This is a genomic window from Inquilinus limosus (assembly GCF_002195995.1).
GTDB lineage: Bacteria > Pseudomonadota > Alphaproteobacteria > DSM-16000 > Inquilinaceae > Inquilinus > Inquilinus limosus_C.
The window spans coordinates 1-18,975 of the sequence record NZ_NHON01000068.1; the positions used below are offsets into that span (position 1 = coordinate 1).

The 18,975-nt window shown below is 71.9% G+C and carries 16 protein-coding genes; 7 read left to right on the forward strand and 9 right to left on the reverse strand.

Going from position 1 to position 18,975, the window contains the following annotated elements; all coding sequences use genetic code 11:
- Both BWR60_RS26350 and BWR60_RS26355 read right to left on the reverse strand, forming a co-directional pair.
- The coding region (locus BWR60_RS26350) for a hypothetical protein (RefSeq protein WP_218823695.1) at positions 1 to 454 on the reverse strand (454 nt) is incomplete at its 3' end.
- A gap of 242 nt (positions 455 to 696) precedes the next feature.
- Positions 697 to 2,583, reverse strand: coding sequence for a DNA/RNA non-specific endonuclease (locus BWR60_RS26355; RefSeq protein WP_088154581.1), 1,887 nt, complete (start codon positions 2,581 to 2,583; stop codon positions 697 to 699).
- Positions 2,584 to 2,690: 107 nt separating this feature from the next.
- Here BWR60_RS26355 and BWR60_RS26360 point away from each other — a divergent pair, with 107 nt between their 5' ends.
- The 4 genes from BWR60_RS26360 to BWR60_RS26375 all read left to right on the forward strand — a co-directional run bounded on the left by BWR60_RS26360 (position 2,691) and on the right by BWR60_RS26375 (position 6,558).
- The gene (locus tag BWR60_RS26360) at positions 2,691 to 3,449 is read left to right on the forward strand and encodes a class I SAM-dependent methyltransferase (protein ID WP_088154583.1); all 759 of its coding nucleotides are present in this window, start codon (positions 2,691 to 2,693) and stop codon (positions 3,447 to 3,449) included.
- A 183-nt stretch (positions 3,450 to 3,632) separates the two neighbouring features.
- A complete protein-coding gene (locus tag BWR60_RS26365; RefSeq protein ID WP_088154585.1) occupies positions 3,633 to 4,496 on the forward strand; it encodes a chorismate mutase in 864 nt (287 codons plus the stop codon).
- An 11-nt stretch (positions 4,497 to 4,507) separates the two neighbouring features.
- The gene (gene hisC / locus BWR60_RS26370; protein ID WP_179221958.1) at positions 4,508 to 5,611 is read left to right on the forward strand and encodes a histidinol-phosphate transaminase; all 1,104 of its coding nucleotides are present in this window, start codon (positions 4,508 to 4,510) and stop codon (positions 5,609 to 5,611) included.
- On the forward strand, positions 5,608 to 6,558 hold the full coding sequence (locus BWR60_RS26375) for a prephenate/arogenate dehydrogenase family protein (protein ID WP_088154587.1): 951 nt from the start codon (positions 5,608 to 5,610) through the stop codon (positions 6,556 to 6,558). Before hisC ends, BWR60_RS26375 begins: the two co-directional genes overlap by 4 nt.
- Positions 6,559 to 6,676: 118 nt before the next feature.
- Here BWR60_RS26375 and BWR60_RS26380 read toward each other — a convergent pair whose 3' ends face one another.
- Positions 6,677 to 7,696, reverse strand: a complete 1,020-nt coding sequence (locus BWR60_RS26380) for a DUF2125 domain-containing protein (RefSeq protein ID WP_088154589.1) — start codon at positions 7,694 to 7,696, stop codon at positions 6,677 to 6,679.
- Positions 7,697 to 7,835: 139 nt separating this feature from the next.
- Here BWR60_RS26380 and BWR60_RS26385 point away from each other — a divergent pair, with 139 nt between their 5' ends.
- Positions 7,836 to 8,432: a gamma-glutamylcyclotransferase gene (locus BWR60_RS26385; protein WP_088154627.1), complete on the forward strand. Its 597-nt coding sequence runs from the start codon at positions 7,836 to 7,838 to the stop codon at positions 8,430 to 8,432.
- Between the two features lie 134 nt (positions 8,433 to 8,566).
- Here the strand turns inward: BWR60_RS26385 and BWR60_RS26390 are convergent, their stop codons facing one another.
- Positions 8,567 to 11,941, reverse strand: coding sequence for an LAGLIDADG family homing endonuclease (locus tag BWR60_RS26390; protein ID WP_275542401.1), 3,375 nt, complete (start codon positions 11,939 to 11,941; stop codon positions 8,567 to 8,569).
- Between the two features lie 331 nt (positions 11,942 to 12,272).
- A complete protein-coding gene (locus tag BWR60_RS26395; RefSeq protein WP_088154593.1) occupies positions 12,273 to 13,451 on the reverse strand; it encodes a serine hydrolase domain-containing protein in 1,179 nt (392 codons plus the stop codon).
- Between the two features lie 80 nt (positions 13,452 to 13,531).
- Here BWR60_RS26395 and BWR60_RS26400 point away from each other — a divergent pair, with 80 nt between their 5' ends.
- Entirely contained in the window at positions 13,532 to 14,140 is a 609-nt protein-coding gene (locus BWR60_RS26400) for a TetR/AcrR family transcriptional regulator (RefSeq protein WP_088154595.1), read from the forward strand.
- A gap of 435 nt (positions 14,141 to 14,575) precedes the next feature.
- On the opposite strand, the gene BWR60_RS26405 is transcribed toward BWR60_RS26400, so the two are convergent.
- From BWR60_RS26405 to BWR60_RS26420, 4 genes are all read right to left on the reverse strand, one after another.
- Complete coding sequence (locus tag BWR60_RS26405) at positions 14,576 to 15,004, reverse strand: DoxX family protein (RefSeq protein ID WP_088154597.1); 429 nt, start codon at positions 15,002 to 15,004, stop codon at positions 14,576 to 14,578.
- Positions 15,005 to 15,071: 67 nt separating this feature from the next.
- Entirely contained in the window at positions 15,072 to 16,646 is a 1,575-nt protein-coding gene (locus BWR60_RS26410) for a hypothetical protein (RefSeq protein ID WP_088154599.1), read from the reverse strand.
- A gap of 7 nt (positions 16,647 to 16,653) precedes the next feature.
- Positions 16,654 to 17,409 (reverse strand): lysophospholipid acyltransferase family protein, encoded by a 756-nt coding sequence (locus BWR60_RS26415; RefSeq protein WP_088154601.1) that lies wholly within the window; start codon positions 17,407 to 17,409, stop codon positions 16,654 to 16,656.
- A gap of 6 nt (positions 17,410 to 17,415) precedes the next feature.
- The gene (locus BWR60_RS26420) at positions 17,416 to 18,039 is read right to left on the reverse strand and encodes a YdcF family protein (RefSeq protein ID WP_230983186.1); all 624 of its coding nucleotides are present in this window, start codon (positions 18,037 to 18,039) and stop codon (positions 17,416 to 17,418) included.
- Positions 18,040 to 18,233: 194 nt separating this feature from the next.
- Between BWR60_RS26420 and BWR60_RS36555 the strand changes: the two genes are divergently transcribed.
- Complete coding sequence (locus tag BWR60_RS36555) at positions 18,234 to 18,956, forward strand: DUF3426 domain-containing protein (protein ID WP_144445766.1); 723 nt, start codon at positions 18,234 to 18,236, stop codon at positions 18,954 to 18,956.
- Positions 18,957 to 18,975: the final 19 nt, after the last annotated feature.

The window sequence follows — 18,975 nt, forward strand, 5'->3', positions numbered from 1 at the left end:
GGTTGTCCTCGTCCTCGTAGAGCGCGGCGATCCCCTCATGCAGCTCGGCGATGCGCGCCCCGGTCCTGTCGTGCGGCCCGGCCGGCAGCTCCGGGTCCCAGACCAGGGCATCGAGGGCGTCGGTGACATGGATGCGCTGGCGGGCGCGGCGGGCCCGGCGGTCGGCCTTGTCGCCGGCGCAGAGGTCGGCGGCGGCGCGGCTGCGCAGCAGCAGGGAGCGCTGGACGGAGCGGGAGAAGCGGCTGAAGGCCATGCCGGCCTCCTGCGCCTCGGCCCTCGCCGCCTCGTCGGCCCTGGGCGCCACGGCGCGGGCCTGGGCGGCGACGGCGCGGGCGCCTTCGGCCTCGGCCAGCTGCATGGCGATCTCGGCCAGGCGGGACAGCATCTCGATCTGCTGCAGCGCGAGGCTGCGGCAGTAGGCCTGGACGTCGAGATCCTGGGGCACCGTCTTCATGGAACGTATCATGAACATAATCGCGGAGCGGCGCAATGAACATTGTGTGACCTTAACCGGCGCGGCAGGCGCCGGGCTGGATCGCCACGCCCTTCGGGCTCGCGATGACGGTGGGGGTTGGCGGGAACGGCGCGCCCCACACCGTCATTGCGAGCGCAGCGAAGCAATCCAGGGCCGTTTGGCGTGGCCCCTGGATTGCTTCGTCGCTGCGCTCCTCGCAATGACGGCGAGGGAGGAGTCGGTCACAGCTCGATGTCGGACAGGCTCTCGATCAGCGTCACCCGCGGCACGGCCTCGGCCGCGGCGCGGCGGCCGCGGGCCGGGCGGACCGCCCGGTCGTCGGCGGATTTGAGGTCGCCGAAATCGAGCCCGGTGCGGCTTTCCAGCTCCGCGATCGGCAGCTGGTACAGCCGGAACGGCTCCAGCCCCAGCACCTCGAGCCGGTTCAAGAGGTCCTCCTGGGTCAGGAGGAAAGCCTTGGCCTTCAGCGCCCCGGCCTCGACATAGGTCACGATCTTCCAGAAGTCGCGCGGGATGGCGGTGCCGCGATAGACCGGGTCGTCATCGCGGAACACCGGGCCGCCCAGCACCGAGACGCGCAGCTGCTCGACCTCCACCTCCTCCAGGATCGCGTTCTCCAGGAGGCCCCACAGGCCGTTCAGCCCGGACTGGTTGTAGGCCTCGTGCTGCGGCGCGATGTTGGTGAAGTAGAAGGACTCCCGGTTGGCCCGCGCCGCCTCCTCCGGCGTTCCCCAGACCAGGTCCTGGCGCCGGGCGATGTGGCCGCGGTCGAGGCGGTTGGAGGCGTAGAGCGCGTCGCCGGTCTGCCATTTCGCGTCGACCAGCGGGTCGAGCGTGAACTTCAGCCCGCTGCGGCTGAGCATGCGGATCTGGCCGCCATCGACGTTCCAGGCCACCCAGCGGGCCAGGCGGCGCGACTTGCTGAGCACCAGTGAGAAATGGGTGTGGCGGATGACGGGCGAGCCGCCGGCCTTGGCCGCATCCGTCTCCTGCGCCTTCGACATCGCCGGCAGCGACACGGTCTTCCCGGCCAGGAATTTCGGGTCGAAGCCGCCGCCGGTGGCGGCCGGCGCGGCCTGTGCCTCGGCCGGCGGCACCGGCTCGACCTCCAGCTTCTTGAACACGGCGTCGGCGACGCAGGCCAGGGCGAAGTCGCCCTCGCTGGCGTCGGCGCCGTCGGCCTCGCCACCGAAATGCAGGCCCAGCATGACGTCGGTCGGGTCGCCCTTGCCGTCGAGGCCGAGCCAGACCGAGCCGGAATCGCCGCCCTTGCTGATCTCGTTCTCCGGCGCCTGCCGGTCGGGGTCGGGCCCGATCTCGAAGCCGCCGATGCGCTTGGTGCCGACGCCGTCGCCGTAGAACAGCTTCACCGTGGTCTCGATCCGGGTGACGATGCCCCAGGTGACGCCGGTGGTGCGGCCGGACTTCACCACCTTGTCGCCCAGCTCCGGCCGGCCCAGCCGGCTGACCCGGACACCGAGATCGAGGATCTCGGGGTCGACCTCCCGCCCCTCGATCCGGGCGATGGCGCAGTCCCCGGCCAGGCCGAGATGGCTGCGCACCAGCACGCCGCAGCCATTGCTCTCGATCCGGTTGTCGTCGAAGGGGCCGGGCTGCACCACGATGTCGCCCAGCCGCCCCTGCTCGCCCTGCAGCACATGCCAGTTCGACAGGATGTGCGGCCGCCCCTCCTGCCGGTCATAGACGATGCAGCCCAGCGTGCCGGCGGTGCCGGAGGGATGGCAGACGCTGATGCCGGGCACCAGCGGGTCGTGCCGCAGCTTGCGCTGGTCCTTCACCGCCTGCGGCACCAGCTGCCAGGACGGCTTGTAGCGGCGCTCGACCACGTCGGTCGGGATCGTGATCCCGTCGACCGTGATGCTCTTGGGCAGCGGCGGGATGCCCTCCTCCACCAGCCCCTGCGGCGCGACCTTGCGGCCGACGGTGAACTGGATGCACAGCGCGCCGGTCGGCTTGCCGTTCTCGAGCTTCCGGCCGATGCCGACCGAGGTCACGTTCGGGTGGTCGAGATAGAGGTCCGCGGCCTCGCGGGCGGCCTGCTTCAGGCGCTCCGGGTCGATTCCACGAGGCTCGGTCTTGCGGGCCATGCAGCGACTCCTGAAATATCCTGTTGTGGCGGCCGAAGCGGCGATGGGTCCATCCCCGCCGTCGATGCGTTATCCTAACGTGGACGGGCCCTGGGGACGACCGGCGGATGTACAGCGACGTCATCGATCTTCGTGAGTTCTACGAGACCAGCCTGGGCCTGGTGGTGCGGCGCATGGTGCGCCGGCAGATCCGCCTGCTGTGGCCGGACACGCATGGCCAGATCATCCTCGGCCTGGGCTATGCCACGCCGTTCCTGCGGCCCTTCCTGGGCGAGGCCGAGCGGGTGATCGCCTGCATGCCGGCCGAGCAGGGCGTGGCCCACTGGCCGCCGGACGGCCGCGGCCTGGTGGCGCTGAGCGAGGAGACCGAGCTGCCGCTGCCCGACATGTCGGTCGACCGGGTGCTGCTGGTGCACGGGCTGGAGGCGACCGAGCAGCTGGGCGAGCTGATGCGCGAGATCTGGCGCGTGCTGAACGGCAGCGGCCGGCTGCTGGTGGTGGTGCCGAACCGGCGCAGCCTGTGGGCCCGGTCCGACCGCACCCCGTTCGGCCACGGCAAGCCCTATTCCTCGAGCCAGCTGAACCAGATGCTGCGCCAGCACCAGTTCGTGCCGGAGCGGGTGGCCCGGGCCCTGTGGCTGCCGCCGACCCGATCGCGCTTCCTCCTGTCCACCGCCCCGGTGTGGGAGGAGGTCGGCGCCCGCTGGTTCCAGCGCGTCGCCGGCACGGTGATGGTCGAGGCGTCGAAGCAGATCTACCAGCTGTCGCGCGGCAAGAAGGTCCGCGCCCGCCGGCCGGTCCTGGTGCCGGTCGGGGCGGGCCAGCCCGCCCTGGGCGTGCGCCGCGAGGGCGAGGAGCCGGGCTAGCCGCGCCTGCCCGGGGGCGACGGGACGATCCCGGCCCGGCCGGGTTCCGGCACGGCGGCTGCGGGTCCTGCGAAAGCCCATTTCCGCAATGCGTAAAACCCCAGATGTTTCCTTTGCTTTCGCCCCTGCCGCGTTTTACACCTGATCGCCCTCGACCCGGCAGGCTCCAGCCCGTTCCAGACGATGCCAGATTCCCCCCAGACGCTCGACTCGCTGCGCCAGCGGATCGACGAGATCGACGAAGCGCTGCATGATTTGATCATGCAGCGGGCCGGGGTGGTGCACGACATCGCCATCGCCAAGAACGGCGATCCGCTGGCCATGCGGCCGGGCCGCGAGGCCGCGATCCTGCGCCGGCTGGCGGCGCGCCACGGCGGCGACTTCCCGCTGCCGGAGCTGACCCGGATCTGGCGCGAGCTGATCGCCGGCTGCACCCGCATGCAGGCCCCCTTCGCCGTCGCCGTGCACGCGCCGGAGGCCCAGACCGAGCTGTGGGACCTAGCGCGCGACCACTATGGCAGCCACACCCCGATGACCCCGGTCGCCGGGCCGATCCAGGCGATCCGCGCCGTCTATGACGGCAGCGCCGCCGTGGCCGTGCTGCCCTGGCCGGTCGAATCCGACACCGATCCCTGGTGGCAGGTGCTGGTGTCGGACGATCCGCGCGCGCCGCGCGTCGTCGGCACCCTGCCCTTCGTGGTGACCGAACGGCACCGCGACGAGCCGCTGGCCCTGGCGGTGGCCCATCTCGACCCCGAGCAGACCGGCGACGACCACGCCCTGGTCGCGGTCGAGGTCACCGGCGACATCAGCCGCAGCCGGCTGAAGCAGCTGCTCGAAGCCGCCGGCCTGCCGCCGGTGGCGTTCTGGACCCGGCCGGCGCGCGCGCCCGAGGATGCCGTGATCCATCTGGTCGACGTGGCCGACTATGTCGCCCCCGGCGACGGCCGGATGGCCGCCCTGGCCGACCGGCTGGAGGAGCTGGCGCCCCGCATCCGCCTGATCGGCGGCTTCGCCACGCCGATCACCATCGGCCGCCGGAGCTGAGTGAGACTGCCATGACCGCGATCCAAGCGCCGCGCCCCCGCCCGGGCCTGCTCGACATCGATCCCTATGTCGGCGGCGAGGCCAAGGCGGTGCCGCATCCTGAGCTGGGCCGGCCGATCCGGCTGGCCTCGAACGAGGGCGCCTTCGGCCCCAGCCCGAAGGCCACCGCGGCCTATCGCGAGCTGGGCGGCGAGATCCACCGCTATCCCGACGGCGGCTGCAGCGCCCTGCGCCAGGCCCTGGCCGGCCGCTTCGGCCTGGATGCGGAGCGCATCGTCGCCGGCGCCGGGTCGGACGAGCTGATCGCGCTCTTGGCCAAGAGCTATGCCGGGCCGGGCGACGAGGTGCTGTACAGCCGGCACGGCTTCCTGATGTACGCGATCGCGGCCAAGGCGGTCGGGGCCACGCCGGTCGCGGCGCCCGAGGCCGACCTCAAGACCGATGTCGACGCCCTGCTGGCCCGGGTGACGCCGCGCACCCGCATCCTGTTCCTGGCCAACCCGAACAACCCGACCGGCTACCTGCTGCCGAGGGCCGAGGTCGAGCGGCTGCACGCCGCCCTGCCGCCGGACGTGATCCTGGCGCTCGATGCCGCCTATGCCGAATACATCGACGACCCGGAGTACAGCGCCGGCGCCGATCTGGTCGACCGGGCCGGGAACGTCGTGATGCTGCGCACCTTCTCGAAGATCTACGGCATGGGCGCGCTGCGGCTGGGCTGGGCCTATGCCTCGGCCGGCGTCACCGACGTGCTGCACCGCGCCCGCGGGCCGTTCAATGTCAGCGCCGCGGCGCAGGCGGCGGGCGTGGCCGCGCTGGCCGACGAGGCCTTCATCGCGAAGAGCCGCGCCCACAACGCCGAATGGCGGGGCTGGACGGCGGCGGAGCTGGCGAAGCTGGGCCTCAAGCCCCTGCCCTCCGCCGGCAACTTCCTGCTGGTCGATTTCGGCGACCGCGACGCCGAGGCGGCGCGCCTCCATCTGAAGGACAGCGGCATCCTGGTGCGCCAGATGGGCGGCTACGGCCTGCCCAGCTGCCTGCGCATCACCATCGGCACCGGGGAGGAGATGCGGGCCGTGGTCGCGGCGCTGGCCGGGCATCTGCGCGGCCGATGACGGCGCCGGCAACCGAAACCGGGGCGCCGGTCTTCAAGCGCCTGGCCCTGCTGGGCATCGGCCTGATCGGCTCCTCCGTCGCCCGCGCCGCCCGCAAGCACGGGCTGGTGGGCGAGATCGTCGGCCATTCCCGGCGCCAGGAGACCCGCGACGAGGCCATGGCGCTGGGCTTCCTCGACCGGGTCGAGGCCGACCCGGCCGCCGCCGTGGCCGGCGCCGACATCGTGATGATCTGCGCCCCGATGGGCGCCTATGAGCAGCTGGCCAAGGCCATCGCCCCGGCCCTGGCGCCCGGCGCGGTGGTCACCGATGTCGGCTCGGTCAAGGGCATGGTGGCGAAGACCATCGCCCCCTACCTGCCGGCCGGCGTTCACCTCGTTCCCGGCCACCCGATCGCCGGCACCGAGCATTCCGGCCCGTCCGCCGGCTTCGCCGAGTTGTTCATCGACCGCTGGTGCGTGCTGACGCCGGAGCCGGGGGTCGCCCCCGAGGCGGTGGCCAAGGTCGAGGCGCTGTGGCGCGGCATGGGCATGATGGTCGAGCGCATGACCGCCGAGCATCACGACCGGGTGCTGGCCATCACCTCGCACATCCCGCATCTGATCGCCTACACCATCGTCGGCACCGCCTCGGACATGGAGGAGGCGACCCAGGCCGAGGTGATCCGCTTCTCCGCCGGCGGCTTCCGCGACTTCACCCGCATCGCCGGCTCCGACCCGGTGATGTGGCGCGACGTGTTCCTGACCAACAAGGACGCGGTGCTGGAGGTGCTGCAGCAGTTCACCGAGGACCTGGTGCGGCTGCAGCGCGCCATCCGCCGCGGCGAGGGCGACACGCTGCAATCCTGGTTCACCCGCACCCGGGCCATCCGCCGCGGCGTCGTCGACGCCCATCAGGAGGAGATGGAGCCGGAGAAGGCGGCGCGCCTGACCAAGGACGAGGATTAAAGAAAGCCGTCATGGCGAGCCCCGAAGGGGCGTGGCCATCCAGCGGCTCGATCTCTGGATGGCCACGGCGCTACGCGCCTCGCCATGACGGCTTTATTGTTGCGCGAGGTGTGCCTGCTTACTGCTGCCACTTGATCTCCGGCAGCTTCGCCACCTGCAGCGGGCCGAAGGACACCTTGCCCTTCTCGATCGTGATCGGGGCGGTGACGGTGCGGGTGCCGTCCGCCGCCGGCTGGCCGGCCATCAGGTCGAGCCCGACCTTGGCGAAGCCGGCGTCGCGCTCCTTGACCACGCCCGCCTTCTGCAGGTCCTCGATCACCGCGCCATAGCCGCGGATCTTCGCCGTCAGCGTGCCCTGGGGCTGCAATTTGTCGTCGAGGTCGAGCGTGCCGCCGGCATCGATCTGCAGCGGGCCCCAGCGCAGCGCCAGCTGGTCGACCCTGAGCTTGCCGCCGGCGGTCCGCCAGGCCGCCAACTCCGGCGCCGTCGCCGCCTTCGGCAGCGTGCCCAGCACGGTCAGCCGCGCCGCCACCATGTCGACCCGCCGGCCCATGGCCTCGAGGCCGAGATCCGGCGTCTCCAGCCCCTCGATGTCGATCGCGGCGGCGCCGCCGGCCCCAGCCTCCTCCGGCGCCCGGTCGACCGAGCCGTTGACCCGGGCCACCGGCAGCGCCGCCGGCAGCAGCCCGCCCGAAAGCTCGACCTGCGACAGGGTCAGCAGCACCCGGGTCGGCTTGCCGTCCGTGCCGAGGCGGGCGGTGCCGCTGCCCGAGCCCTTGACCTCGGCGATCAGCGCCGGGCTGCCCGGCAGGGTGACGCGCTGCGGCGGCGCGATGGTGAAGCCGACCTCCGGCAGGGTCCAGGGCTTGGCGGTGGCGACCACCCCGGCGGCGTTCCAGGTCAGCCCGTCGACCCGGCGCAGGCTGGGCGCCTGCGATTCGACGGTGAAGGCCAGCGGGAAGCCCTCGACGCTCACCGTGCCGGGGTCGACGGTGACGCCGGGCGGCGGGTTGGCGGCGAAGGCCTGCGCCTGCGCTTCGACCTTGCCCGCGGCCCAGTACCAGCCGCCGGTCCAGCCGGCGGCGAGCAGGACGACGAGAGTGGTGGGAACGGCGACGATACGGCGGCGGCGACGCATGGCGGTCCCGGATGGTGGCGCCCCTGAGATGGCGCGAGGATGGCACGTGGCCGCGACCGGGCCCCGGAGTCAAGCCGAACCAGCGGAACGCGACACGACGCCCCTCCCCTTCGCACCTGCAACACGCTACATGTGGTGGATGGCCGATGGTCATCACGATTGGAAGACACCGAACCTGCCGCTGATCCCGGGCGAGCCGCTCTGGGTGTTCGGCTATGGTTCGCTGATGTGGAATCCGGGCTTCCCGCATCTCGAGCGGCAGCCGGCGGTGCTGCATGGCTATCACCGGCGCTTCTGCGTCCTGTCGCACCGCTACCGCGGCACGCCGGAGCGGCCGGGGCTGGTGCTGGGGCTCGACCGCGGCGGCTCCTGCCGCGGCATGGCGTTCAAGGTGTCGCCCGACGATGTCCAGGCCGTGGTCGCCTATCTCTGGGACCGCGAGATGGTGACCGGCGTCTACCGCCCGAGCCTGAAGCAGATCCGCCTGCTCTCCGGCCCGGTCACCGCCTGCTGCTTCCTGGCCGATCGCCACCACCGCCAGTATTGCGGCGCGCTGGGGCCGGAGGAGACGCTGGCGATGATCCGCACCGGCATCGGCAGCAGCGGGCCGAACCGCGACTACCTGCTGAACACGGTCGAGCATCTGCGCGAGCTCGGCATCCGCGACGGCGCCCTGTTCGCGCTGGCGAAGCGGGTGGCCGAGGCGGCGGAGCCCGTTGCGGCCACGGCTCCGTAGCTGCCGACCACTCCTTCATCGTCATGGCGAGCCCCGCAGGGGCGTGGCCATCCAGCGGCACCATCCTCTGGATGGCCACGGCGCTTCGCGCCTCGCCATGACGAAAAGGGGCTATCCCGTATGGTAATCTGGACCTACCCGCAGCGCGAATAGCCGCAGTTCAGGCAGGTGTCGCAGCCCTCCTGCCGGATCAGGGTCGGGTGGCCGCATTTCGGGCAGGAGCGGCCCGGCGGCCGGACCGGCGCCCCGACCGCCTCCGCCGTCACCTCGACCGCCACCTCCGGCACGATGCCCTCCGGCTTCTCGAGGAACCCGGTCGCCACCATGTGCCGCTCGATCGTCTCGCCGATCGCGGCCAGCAGCGACGGCACGTAGCGGCCGCCCATCCACTGCCCGCCGCGCGGGTCGAACACGGCCTTCAGCTCCTCGACCACGAAGGCGACGTCGCCGCCGCGCCGGAACACCGCGCTGATCATCCGGGTCAGCGCCACGGTCCAGGCGTAGTGCTCCATGTTCTTCGAGTTGATGAAGATCTCGAAGGGTCGGCGGCGGCCGTCGACCACCTCATCGTTGAGGGTGACGTAGATGGCGTGGTCGCTGTCCGGCCAGCGCAGCTTGTAGGTCTCGCCGGGCAGCACCTCCGGCCGCGCCGCGGGCGCGCTGAGGCCGGGGGCGTCCGCCGCCTTCGTAGGCCTCGCCTCCAGCACCGCGCCGGTGATCGGGTTCGGCCGATAGGTGGTGCAGCCCTTGCAGCCCAGCGCATAGGCCTGGGCGTAGACTTGCCTGAAGGCCTCGAAGGACAGGTCCTCGGGGCAGTTGATGGTCTTGCTGATCGAGCTGTCGATATGCTTCTGCGCCGCCGCCTGGATCGCCAGATGGTCGGCCGGCTGCAGCGTCTGGGCGTCGACGAAGTAATCCGGCAGGGCTGCGTCGGCGCCGTGGATCTCGCGGAACAGCCGGTAGGCGTGGTTCTCCACCGTCTCCGCCCGCCGGCTGCCGTCGGGCAGCAGCATGGTGCGGGTGTGGGTCCAGGCGAAAACCGGCTCGATCCCCGAGGCGACGTTGCCGGCGAACAGCGAGATGGTGCCGGTCGGCGCGATCGAGGTCAGCAGCGCGTTGCGGATGCCGTGCTGCGCGATCAGGTCGCGGATCTCCTGCGGCAGCTCGGCGACGCCCGGCGCGGCCAGGAAGGCGTCGCGGTCGAACAGCGGAAACGCCCCCTTCTCCGCGGCGATCTCCGCCGAGGCGCGGTAGGAATGCAGCTTGATCGCCCCCAGCCATTCCTCGGTCAGCGCCGCCGATTCGGGCGAGCCGTAGCGCACCCCCAGCATCAGGAAGGCGTCGGCCAGGCCGGTGACGCCGAGGCCGATGCGCCGCTTGGCCTTGGCCTCGGCCTGCTGTTCCGGCAGCGGGAAGCGCGAGACGTCGACGACATTGTCCATCAGCCGGATCGCGACCGGCACGATCTCCGCCAGCGCCGCGTGGTCGAAGCGGGCGTTGGGCGTGAACGGATCCGCCACCAGCTTCGCCAGATTGACCGAGCCGAGCAGGCAGGCGCCGTAGGGGGGAAGCGGCTGTTCGCCGCAATTGTGGAGGACCAGGCCGTTGCCGTCGAAGGCGTTCGGGCCGGGGATGCGGACGTCGTAGACCTCCTCCTCCCCATCGGGCACCAGCCGCTTCACGGTGGCGAGGAACCGCTCGCGGTTGAGCGCCCGCCGATAGCCGGCCAGCTCCTGGTCGAGCCGCGCCCGCTTGTCGGTGTCGGCGAAGCCGATCCGGGCGGCAAAGCGGGCGATGCCGGCCCCGGCAATGACGAGCTCGTGATCGGCCGAGCAGTCGTAGAGGCGGCGCCCCCCCTTTCCGTCCGGAAGCAGGCGCGGGCCGGCCGCCCGGCGGTCGGCATAGATCGACGAGGCGATGCCCAGCCGCAGCAGCATGCGCTGGACCGCGCGCAGCAGGCCGAGATCGCTCTGCGCCAGCCGGATGCTGACACCCTTCTCCCGGGTGCCCTGGACCGACCCGTCGGCATCGAACAGGCCGCGCAGCAGCCCGACGGCGAAGGCCGAGGACGCCTGCTCGACCGCCGGCGTGATCGTCTTGTGGCCGGGGGCGAGGCCGAGCGACAGCGCCAGGTCGCGCAGCGCCCCGAGGCTGAGCCGCTGTTCGCCCCGGCCCGGCACGCGCATCCAACCTGCGAAATCGGCCCGGTGCGGCAGCGAGCGGGCCGCCGTGAGCGCCGCCGCCATCACCCCGGCAATGCCCGGACGCGCATCCGCGCCGTTGACCGTGGCCTCGCCCGGCCAGGCGGAGAGCACGGCCTTGTCGGATTTCAGCGTGCCGTCGCCGATCAGCAGGCCGAGCAGATAGCCCTCGCCTTCCGACCCGAAGCCGGGCCAGGCGAGCCCGTCCCCGTGATCGTGCAGCCGGATGCGGTCGCCCGGCTTCAATTCGCCCGCCTTGCGCCACTCGGTCTCGATCCGGAAGCGGGACACCTCGGCCGCGACCAGGACCGGATGGTCCGCCGTCAGCCGCAGGGCATGGCCTTCCGCCGTCTCCAGCCGCAGCACCGGCTTGCGGCCGGTCGGGAAGAAGCCCTCCGGCCCGGACGCCGCGGGCTGGCCGTTTACCAGGGCGGCGAAGGGCCGGCCGAGCAGTTCCCCGACCATGCGCGGGCCGTCCAGGGTCTGGACCCAGGTGTCCGCCGTGACGCAGGGGTTGGTGCTCTGGATCGTCTCGCAATAGGCCAGATTGTTCCGGGCGTTGATGCGGTCGATGAAGATCACGCCGGGCTCGGCCGAATCATAGGTCGAGCGCATGATCCGGTCCCACAGCTCGCGCGCCGGCAGGGTGCGGAAGACGCGGCCGCCGAACACCAGCTCCCAGGGCGCGTCGTCGGCCACCGCCTGCATGAACGGGTCGGTGACCAGGACCGAGAGGTTGAACATGCGCAGCCGGCCGGGGGTGCGCTTGGCCTCGATGAACTCGACCACGTCCGGATGGTCGCAGCGCAACGTCGCCATCATCGCGCCGCGGCGGGAGCCGGCGGACATGATGGTGCGGCACATCGCGTCCCACACATCCATGAAGGACAGCGGACCCGAGGCGTCGGCCCCGACGCCGGCGACCGGCGCGCCCTTCGGCCGGATGGTGGAGAAGTCGTAGCCGATGCCGCCGCCCTGCTGCAGCGTCAGCGCCGCCTCGCGCAGATGGGCGAAGATGCCGGCCATGCTGTCCGGCACCGTGCCCATGACGAAGCAGTTGAACAGGGTGACGTCGCGCCCGGTGCCGGCGCCGGCCAGGATGCGCCCGGCCGGCAGATAGCGGTGGTCGCGCAGGATGCCGAGGAAGCGCTCGGTCCAGAGGGCGGGATCCGATTCGGCCACGGCCACGGCGGCCGCGACCCGGCGCCAGCTGTCCTCGACCGACTGGTCCAAGGCCGTGCCGTCCGGCTGCTTCAGCCGGTACTTCATGTCCCAGATCTGGGTCGCGATATCGCCCGGCTCGGCCACGACGGACCTCCCGCAGAACGGCATACCCCCAAAGGATGGGGGTGCGGCCGGGGCGGGTCAACCAGGGACGGTGGCAGGCCCACGGCAATTGTCGCGGTGCCTCTCCCGCTTGCGAGACCGTTTCAGAAGCCCCAGAACCGTCATTGCGAGCGCAGCGAATCCATCCAGGGGCCGGTGCGCACCGGCCCCTGGATGGATTCGTCGGCTTCGCCTCCTCGCAATGACGGTGAGGGAGGAGCGATCTGAAAAGGCCTCGCAAGCAGGAGAGGCCATCGGACTGCGCCGTCCGCCACCGAAGGCGCCTCAGGCGATTGCCCTGTCGGCAGCCCCGCTATTCCAGCCCGTCATAGATCGCGGCGCGCAGATCGGTGACGAACGTGCCCTTCATGCCCTCGATCGCGGTGTTGGTGAGGCCGACGACGCTGAGCCGCTTCGCCGGGTCGACGAACCAGGAATGGCCGTAGACGCCGCCCCAGCGCCAGGTGCCGGCGGTCATCGGCACGCCGGCCGCCGCCGGGTCGGTCACCAGCGCGAAGCCGTAGCCGAAGGTGGTGCCCGGCGATTGCGGCATCGCCAGGCCGGCGATCTGGCTGCTGGCCATGGCCTGCACCGTCTCCGCCTTGAGGATCGGCGCGCCGCCGCGGCGCAGGGCCTCGAGGAACCGCAGGAAGTCGGGGGCCGTGCCGGCCATGCCGGCGCCGCCCGAAGGGTAGGAGGCCGGGTCGAAGATCCGGCCGGGGGCGTAGCTCAGCCCGGCGAAGTCCTCCGATGCGGGGATGGCGTAGGTCTCGCCCATCCGCACCGGCTCCGGCGCCGCATCGGCATAGGCGGCGGCCAGGCGCGACCGGTCCGGCGGGGCGAAGCCGGTGTCCGTGAGCCCGAGCGGCGCGGCGACCCGGCGACGCACGATCTCCCCCAGGCTTTCGCCGGCGGCCCGCTCGAGCGCGGCGCCCAGCACGTCGAGCGCCACCGAATAGGCCCAGGCCGAGCCCGGCGCGGCGGCCAGCGGCACCGAGGCGATGCGGCGCAGATTGTCGGCGAAGCTCCGGCCCGGCGCGTCGAGCCCGTCGGACACGCCGGCGCGGTGATAGGGGCCGTCCGCCGGCTCGGTGAAGCCGTAGATCAGGCCGGCGGTGTGGGTCAGCAGATGGTGGATGGTGATCACCGGCTCGCTGCCATCGGCCAGCTTCGGCCGGAAGTCAGGCAGGAACCGGGTCACCGGGTCGGTGAGGGCGATCCGCCCCTCCTCCACCAGCCGCAGCGCGGCGGCGGTGACCATCGGCTTGGTCAGCGAGGCGTAGAGGAACACCGTGTCCTCGCGCGCCGGCCGCCCGGCCTCGCGGTCGGCCAGGCCGGCGGCGCGGCGATAGACCAGCCGGCCGTCCCGCGCCGCCAGCACCACCGTGCCGACGATCCGCTTCTCCGCCAGCGCCCGGTCGATCGCGGCGTCGATCCCCCGCGCCAGGGCGGAGTCGGCGGCGGGCTCGGTGTCCAACAGGGCGGTCGTCATCGCGGGACTCCATTTTCAGATGGATCGCTACGAAATATGATCCGGACAAGGCCGTCAATCATATTTTCAGATCGATCGCTATGAAAACAGATCCGCCGCGCCCGCGCGGCCGCCCCCGGGGCTTCGATCGCGACGCGGCGCTGGACCGGGCGCTGCCGGTGTTCTGGCGCCAGGGCTATGAGGGCGCCTCCATCGCCGACCTGACGGCGGCGATGGGCATCACCACGCCCAGCCTGTACGGCGCCTTCGGGTCGAAGGAGCGGCTGTACCGCGAGGTGCTGGACCGCTACCGCGCCGACCCGCGGCGCGCCGCCCCCTGGGCGATGACGGCGCCGACCGCGCGCGAGACGGTGCGGCAGATCCTGGAAAGCTCGGCCCGCGACTTCAGCGACCCGGCGCATCCGCCCGGCTGCATGATCTCGACCGCGGTCCTGACCTGCGCCCCGGAGAACCGGCCGGCGGCGGCGGCGGTGACGACGATGCGCGGCAACACGGTGGCGCGGCTGCGCGCCCGCTTCAGCCGCGCCGTGGAGGAGGGCGAGCTGCCGCCCGGCACCGACCCTGACGAGCTGGCGCGGTTCTACGGCGCCATCATCCAGGGCCTGTCGGTGCAGGCGCTGGACGGCGCCGATTACGACGCGCTGATGAAGATCGTGCGCCGGGCGATGGCCGCCTGGCCGGAGACCTAGAGCCGGATGATTTCGAATCACGCTGGAGGAATTGCGCTTTAGAGCGGGATGAATTGAGGTCGGATCACGCCACTGCATCCGGCACAGGTTCACAGGATGACGAGCGTCTTCACATTGCCTCTCCCGCCTGGCGAGACCTTTTCAGAATTCCAAACACCGTCATTGCGAGCGCAGCGAAGCAATCCAGCCCATCCATCGGCCGTGATCTCACCCAAAATCATCCTGCTTTAGTTTGCCTCTCCCGCTTGCGGGAGAGGTCGGAGACGCAAAGCGGCTCCGGGTGAGGGGAGTTTGTCGAGGCCGGGACCAGCCCTCACCCGGTCTCGCTCCGCGAGCCCGACCTCTCCCGCGTCCGGCGGGAGAGGCAATCACAGATGTTCGGCATCCTGTGCTCTTCGATTGGACACAACGGCGATTCAGCCTGAATTGTCGGCTTCAAGCCCCACCAACCAGGCTCCGCCGCACCGACAGGATCCGGCCCGGGCCATGCGCCGCGGCGAAGAGCAAGCCGGCCAGGAAGGTGAAGTGGTCGACGAAGAAGCCGAACTCGGCCTGGTTCCCCGCCCAGTGCGACGGCCCGTGGAAGGCGAAGGCCAGGAACACGACATAGACCGCCGCCGCCAGGCACGTCTCGGTGAAGAACGCCCCGGTCAGGAAGCCGATCACCAGCAAGCATTCGAGGATGGCGGCCAGCCAGGCCAGCAGCATCGGCATCGGGAACCCCGCCGCGGCGATGTAGCCCGCGGTGTCGCCCATGCCCATGACCTTGAAGCTGACCGCCATCAGGAAGACCGCGGCGAAGATCAGCCGGCCGGCGAGAACCGCCGCCGAGCGCCACGGGGACACGCCTGCACCAGCATCCATCGCCGCCTCCCCTTAACGATTATGGTAGGACGAGCCTAGCCGAGACGGGGCGAAGGGTCCAATTCCGCTAATCCGGCAGCGTGACCGGCGCGGCGGCGGCCAGGGGGCGGCGCAGCCGGTCCGGGTCGTCATAGCGCCACAGCGGGATGCCGGCGCAGCGCTCCACCCGGTCGGGCATGCCGTAGCGGGCGGCGATGGCGCGGGCGTGCAGCCCGTCCATCAGGATGAAGCCGAAGGGCGGGGCCTGCGAGGCCTGCGGGCCCCCGGCGCCACCGGTCCAGTCCGCCTTGGCCCAATCCTCGTTGACGATCCAGTGATAGGGGGCGCCGTTGCGCGCCACCTGGGCGATCTGCACCCGCCGGCCGGAATGCAGCACCAGCGGCTTGGCCCACCAGTAGCCGGTGAGGCCGGCGACCGGCGCCTGGCCCGCGAAGCAGGCCAGGGTCGGCGGCGGCACGATCCGCGCCGCCAGCTGCGCCGGCCGGGCCCAGAACATCGCGGCAGCGGCCAGCAGCACGGCCAGCACCGTCCCGGCCGACCAGTGCGGCACGCGCAGCCGGTCGGCGGCGAGATGGGCCAGCCACAACGCCGTCAGCAGCCACCAGGGCTGGAAATAGCGCAGGAAGGAATCGTCCCGGAAGATGCCGAACAGCACCACCGCCAGCAGCGTCGCCAGCGAGGACGCCGCCGCGAAGACCGCGATCCGGTCCGCCGGCTCGACCACCCGGTGCCCCGCGGCCAGGGCGCGCAGGACCGCAAGGGTGCGCAGCACCGGCAGCAGGGCGAAGGCGATCAGCCCGAGATTGACCGCCGTCTCCGCCGCGCTCGCCCGCCACAGCACGCCGCCGAGCCGGGACAGGCCGTAGCCGATGCCGAGGTCGAGCTGGCGGCGATAGACGCCGTTCAGCGGGTTGATCCAGTCCTGCGCCAGATAGGCGGCCAGCGCCGCCGCCCCCACCACGGCCGCGGCCGCCAGGGCCGCCCCGCGGCCGCGCGGCGCCAGGGCGCAGAGCAGCGACAAGGCCAGGGCCGGCGCCGCGGCATAGGGCAGGACGAAGCTGTCCGACAGCACCCCGGCCAGGATCAGGGTTGCCAGCCCGGCCAGCGGCCACGGACCTGGCCGCTCGAGCTGGCGCAGCACCAGCAGCAACGCCGCGGCCGCGATCAGGATCGCGCCGAAATGGAAGGTGACGACGAAGGGATACACCAGCCAGTTCAGCGCATAGGCGCCGGCGAGGCCCCAGCCGAAGCCGAAGAGCAGCGCCAGCACCAGGGCGAGGATGGCCACGGCCATGGCGGGGGAGCGGCCGCCCGCGGCGCGGTGCACGGCGCCGCCGAGCAGCAGCAGCAGGCCGAGCTGCAGCGCCGCGGCCAGCGGCAGGGCCTGGCGGAAATCGCCGGTCGCGAGGTCGGTCAGGCCGTAGACCGCCATGTCGGGGAAGACGTAGGGGCCGGGCGTCAGGTGCCAGCCGCGCAGCGCGTCGAGGCCGCGATGCAGGTCGTCGAACAGGGCCGGCAGGTACAGCGCGTCGGCATTGCCGATCAGGGTGACCGCGCCGGGCAGCCGCAGCACCAGCGCCGTCGCCAGCAGCGACAGGCCGGCGACCGCGATCAGCAGCAGAAGGAGGCGGAGCCTTCGCAACCGGCGCTCAGACCGTCGCCGTGACCTTGGCCGGGCGCGGCGTCGGCGGCCCGCCGGCGGCGACCGACAGGCGCTCGGACGCCGTCTCCAGCTCCTCCTCCAGCCGGCGCATCATCTCGTCGCGCGGCAGGCCGGGCGGGATCGGCGGCAGGAACTCGACCGTGATCGTGCCGGGGCGCTTGCGGAAGGCGCGGCGGCCCCAGAACACGCCGGAGTTCAGCGCCATCGGCACCACCGGCACGTCCAGCCCCTCATAGAGGGCACCGACGCCGATGCGGTAGGGCCGCCAGGTGCCCGGCGCGGTGCGGGTGCCCTGCGGGAAGATCGCGATCGGCCGGCCTTCCGCGACGCGCACCCTGGCATGGTCGATCATGCTGCGGATCGCCTTGCTGCCGGCGCCGCGGTCGACCGGGATCATGCCGGTCTTCAGCAGGTACTTGCCCCAGACCGGCACCTTCAGCAGCTCGGATTTCAGCACGATCGCCGGGTCGGGCAGCAGCAGGTGCAGCTTCAGCGTCTCCCACGCCGACTGGTGCTTGGCGGCGACGATGCAGGCGCCGTCCGGCAGGTTCTCGCGCCCGACCACCCGGTAGTCGATGCCGAGGACGGTCTTCTCCAGCCAGTGCGTGACCCGCAGCCAGACGAAGATCCAGGCCATCATCGCGCGGTGCGACAGCAGCATGGACGGCAGCAGCGCGAAGCAGCAGACCGTGGTCCAGCCGTAGAACAGCAGGGTGTAGAGGGCCGAGCGCAGGATGACCATGACGCCCTATATCCTGCGAAGGGTGACCCGCGCCAGCGCAACCAGGAATTTGTTGTATTCGGAGACGATCAGCCGCGCCGTGCCGGGCCAGGCCCACCAGCGGTCGAGATGCACGGTCTCCGGATCCACCGGCTGGCGCTTGATCTCGATCTCCGGCATCGCGGCGCGGAATTCCAGCATGCTGCGCGGCATGTGGTAGTTCGAGGTGACGAGGCGCAGGCTGCGGAAGCCATGCGCCCGCATCCATTCCGCCGCCTCCTGCGCGTTGCCGAGGGTGTCGGCGGCGGCGTAGCCGAGATCGACGCAGCAGCGCAGCGAATCATCGGTCGGCGACAGGGCGAACAGCTCCTCCAGCTTCACGTCGCGATGCACGCCGCTGACCAGCAGCCGCTCGGCCGCGCCGCGGGCCAGCAGGTCGAGGCCGGCGCGCAGCCGCTCGCTGCCGCCGGTCAGCACCACGATCGCGTCGGTGTGGTCGGGGTCGACCTCGCCGCCGCGTCCGGCCTGGGCCACGAACCAGGCCAGCCCCAGCGCCCAGGCCCCGGCCAGCACCATGGCCAGCAGCAGCAGCCGGCGCAGGCGGCGGCGCCAGCGTCTGGGCTTCGGAAGGGGATCGACGGTGCTCGACATCAACGAACTGCTGTTGCGCCGCGGCCGCGGTCACGGCGCCCGGACGGGAAAGGGGCGGATCGTGGCAAGTTTATGCGGCCGCGTCACGGCTCCGGAGCGACATCCCGCGGCCGTCTTCCGCAACTCCTTCGCGCCATTCACAAAATTGCCTCGGATGATATAGGCAGCGGCAAGGCGCCGTGCGATAAGGCGCCATGATCGTCACCTGCCCCAGCTGTTCGACCCGTTATCTCGTCGATCCGGCGGCGATCGGCCCCGACGGCCGGCGCGTCAAATGCGCCCGCTGCGGCCATCTGTGGCGCGAATCGGCGGTCGAGCCGGTGGCGGCGCCGGCTCCGGTCCCGCCGGAACCGCAGCCGGTGCTGGTCGGGCCGGCGGGCACGCAGGCGCCGCCCCCTCCCCCGTCGGCCATGGGGCACATCACCAACCTGCCGGTGGTGATCAAACCGCGCCGGCGCGACGGGCCGGCGGTCGGCGTGGCGCTGGCGGTGCTGCTGATCGGCGGCCTGGCCGGGGTGGGGTATTTCGCGCGCGACTCGATCGTCCGCTTCTGGCCGCCGGCGATCCGCCTCTACGACACCATCGGCGTGCCGGTGGCCGAGCCGGTGGAGACCGGCGCGCTGGGCCGCGGCCTGGTGCTGCAGGACCTGGAGGTCCGGCGCGTCGCCGCCGGCAGCGGCCAGCAGGTGGTGGTCACCGGCCGGGTCGAGAACCGGGCGCTGCTGACCCGCCCGGTGCCGCCGATCGAGGTGCGCCTCTTGGACGCCAGCCGCACCGTGGTGGCGCGCATGCCGCTGGTGGTGACCGCCGAACGGCTGGCGCCCGACCAGTCGGTGCAGGTGGCGGCGACGGTCGAGATGGTGCCCGAGGCCGCCACCCGGCTGGAGATCGGCGCCCGGACCAGCACCGGGCCGTAAGGCCTGGGTCGCGGTCTCG

Bases quoted from the DNA above. Each gene is read 5' to 3' on its own strand.
- BWR60_RS26355 (WP_088154581.1), bottom strand. From the start codon at position 2,583: ATGGCCCGCAAGACCGAGCCTCGTGGAATCGACCCGGAGCGCCTGAAG.
- BWR60_RS26360 (WP_088154583.1), top strand. From the start codon at position 2,691: ATGTACAGCGACGTCATCGATCTTCGTGAGTTCTACGAGACCAGCCTG.
- BWR60_RS26365 (WP_088154585.1), top strand. From the start codon at position 3,633: ATGCCAGATTCCCCCCAGACGCTCGACTCGCTGCGCCAGCGGATCGAC.
- hisC (WP_179221958.1), top strand. From the start codon at position 4,508: ATGACCGCGATCCAAGCGCCGCGCCCCCGCCCGGGCCTGCTCGACATC.
- BWR60_RS26375 (WP_088154587.1), top strand. From the start codon at position 5,608: ATGACGGCGCCGGCAACCGAAACCGGGGCGCCGGTCTTCAAGCGCCTG.
- BWR60_RS26380 (WP_088154589.1), bottom strand. From the start codon at position 7,696: ATGCGTCGCCGCCGCCGTATCGTCGCCGTTCCCACCACTCTCGTCGTC.
- BWR60_RS26385 (WP_088154627.1), top strand. From the start codon at position 7,836: ATGGCCGATGGTCATCACGATTGGAAGACACCGAACCTGCCGCTGATC.
- BWR60_RS26395 (WP_088154593.1), bottom strand. From the start codon at position 13,451: ATGACGACCGCCCTGTTGGACACCGAGCCCGCCGCCGACTCCGCCCTG.
- BWR60_RS26400 (WP_088154595.1), top strand. From the start codon at position 13,532: ATGAAAACAGATCCGCCGCGCCCGCGCGGCCGCCCCCGGGGCTTCGAT.
- BWR60_RS26405 (WP_088154597.1), bottom strand. From the start codon at position 15,004: ATGGATGCTGGTGCAGGCGTGTCCCCGTGGCGCTCGGCGGCGGTTCTC.
- BWR60_RS26415 (WP_088154601.1), bottom strand. From the start codon at position 17,409: ATGGTCATCCTGCGCTCGGCCCTCTACACCCTGCTGTTCTACGGCTGG.
- BWR60_RS26420 (WP_230983186.1), bottom strand. From the start codon at position 18,039: ATGTCGAGCACCGTCGATCCCCTTCCGAAGCCCAGACGCTGGCGCCGC.
- BWR60_RS36555 (WP_144445766.1), top strand. From the start codon at position 18,234: ATGATCGTCACCTGCCCCAGCTGTTCGACCCGTTATCTCGTCGATCCG.